This window comes from Ideonella sp. B508-1 (assembly GCF_000333615.1).
In the GTDB taxonomy this organism is placed as follows: Bacteria; Pseudomonadota; Gammaproteobacteria; order Burkholderiales; family Burkholderiaceae_C; genus Ideonella.
Window position 1 is genome coordinate 1 of the sequence record NZ_BADL01000029.1, and the last position, 1,309, is coordinate 1,309.

The 1,309-nt window shown below is 65.8% G+C and carries 2 protein-coding genes and 1 pseudogene; all 3 read left to right on the forward strand.

Translation table 11 applies throughout. From position 1 onward, the window contains the following. Nucleotides 1–47 precede the first annotated feature (47 nt). Complete coding sequence (locus I73_RS01545; RefSeq protein ID WP_022979005.1) at nucleotides 48–275, forward strand: hypothetical protein; 228 nt, start codon at nucleotides 48–50, stop codon at nucleotides 273–275. Then, nucleotides 265–978, forward strand: a complete 714-nt coding sequence (locus I73_RS01550) for a hypothetical protein (RefSeq protein ID WP_148289646.1) — start codon at nucleotides 265–267, stop codon at nucleotides 976–978. Before I73_RS01545 ends, I73_RS01550 begins: the two co-directional genes overlap by 11 nt. Nucleotides 979–1,135: 157 nt before the next feature. Then, nucleotides 1,136–1,309, forward strand: a pseudogene (locus tag I73_RS32235) (hypothetical protein); the annotation flags it as partial.

The window sequence follows — 1,309 nt, forward strand, 5'->3', positions numbered from 1 at the left end:
GCCACCCATGACGTGCGCGTGCCAACCGGGCCGGCTTCTATCGGCAGGTGGATGACGGGCGCGAGTACATCGTGCTGCCGGAGACCTTCAAGCGCGACGTGTGCACCGGGTTCGATTCGTCGACCGCGGCCAAGGTGTTGGCAGAGGCGGGCTGGCTGCGCCCCGGCGGCAATGGCCGAAACACCCGCACGGAGCGCCTGCCTGGCATGGGCGACAAGACCCGCTGCTACGTGTTCACCAAGGCCATGTGGGAGGACACGAGCCATGACAACTGAAAAACGAGCGGTTCCAGCGGTTCCCGCGGTTCCAGCCAATGTTCATGCGGGTTTGCGCGGGAACCGCAGTTCTGAAGCACTGGTTCCAGTGGTTCCCAATGGGGTGGGTCAGGCCGAAGGTTTGGGAACCGCTGGAACCAAGGCGAAAAGGTGTGTGGTTCCAGAAAAAGTGAGCATTCATGCGGGTGGAACCGCGGGAACCGCTGGAACCAGCGAAAAGAAGAAGACCGGCGGAAAGGCGCACAAGCGTGATGCCACCAACGCCCAGCGGCAGCGGCGCCACCGGCAGCGGCAGGCACAGCTGATCAAGGGCCTGAAGGAGCAGCTGGCCGCAGCCAACGGAAGGGGCTTCGTGGACTCCATGACCATGCAGCAGGCGATGAAGCGCATGGACACCGCCGCGCTGCGGAGCGAGCAGGAGCTACTGGATCTGAAGGCCGGTCTGGACGAACTGCTTGACCAGGTGGCAGCCATCGGCCGGGCCCTGGATGCATCCATCGGGATGCTGTCTCCGGCAGGGAGAAACACGGTTCTTCGGGCCCTTGAGGCCACGCAGCTGGCGAAGCTGCGGCAGCGTGCGGCGCAGAGCCAGGCCGAGCGGCAGGCCAAGCGTCAGGCCGAGCAGGCTCGCGCCGATGCGAAGCACCGCGGGGCGGAGTGGGTGGGGGACACCCTCTTCATCGGCACAGGTGCAGGAAGGTGACGCTGGTCACCGCCATCGACATCCCAAAGGCACCCTCAGTTTGAGGGGGCCTTCCAGTTTGGTAGGGCCTGCGGCCTGGCCGCCGGTCCTTCCCAAAGCGCCCCAGTCGGGGCATTCAACAACCCAGGAGTGATTCCGTGAGCACGATCGACTTTTCCGCATGTTCGAGGAGGCCGATCCGGGCTGGCTCTCGATCCTGAAGTCGCACTACGGCGCCATCGCCCTGGGCGAGTACGCGGCGATGAGCGCCGAGGCCCGCATGACCCGCTTCGGCCGCGCGCCGGGCATGCGCAACATGGCCACCTTCGGGATGAGGACGAGAACCGCCCGC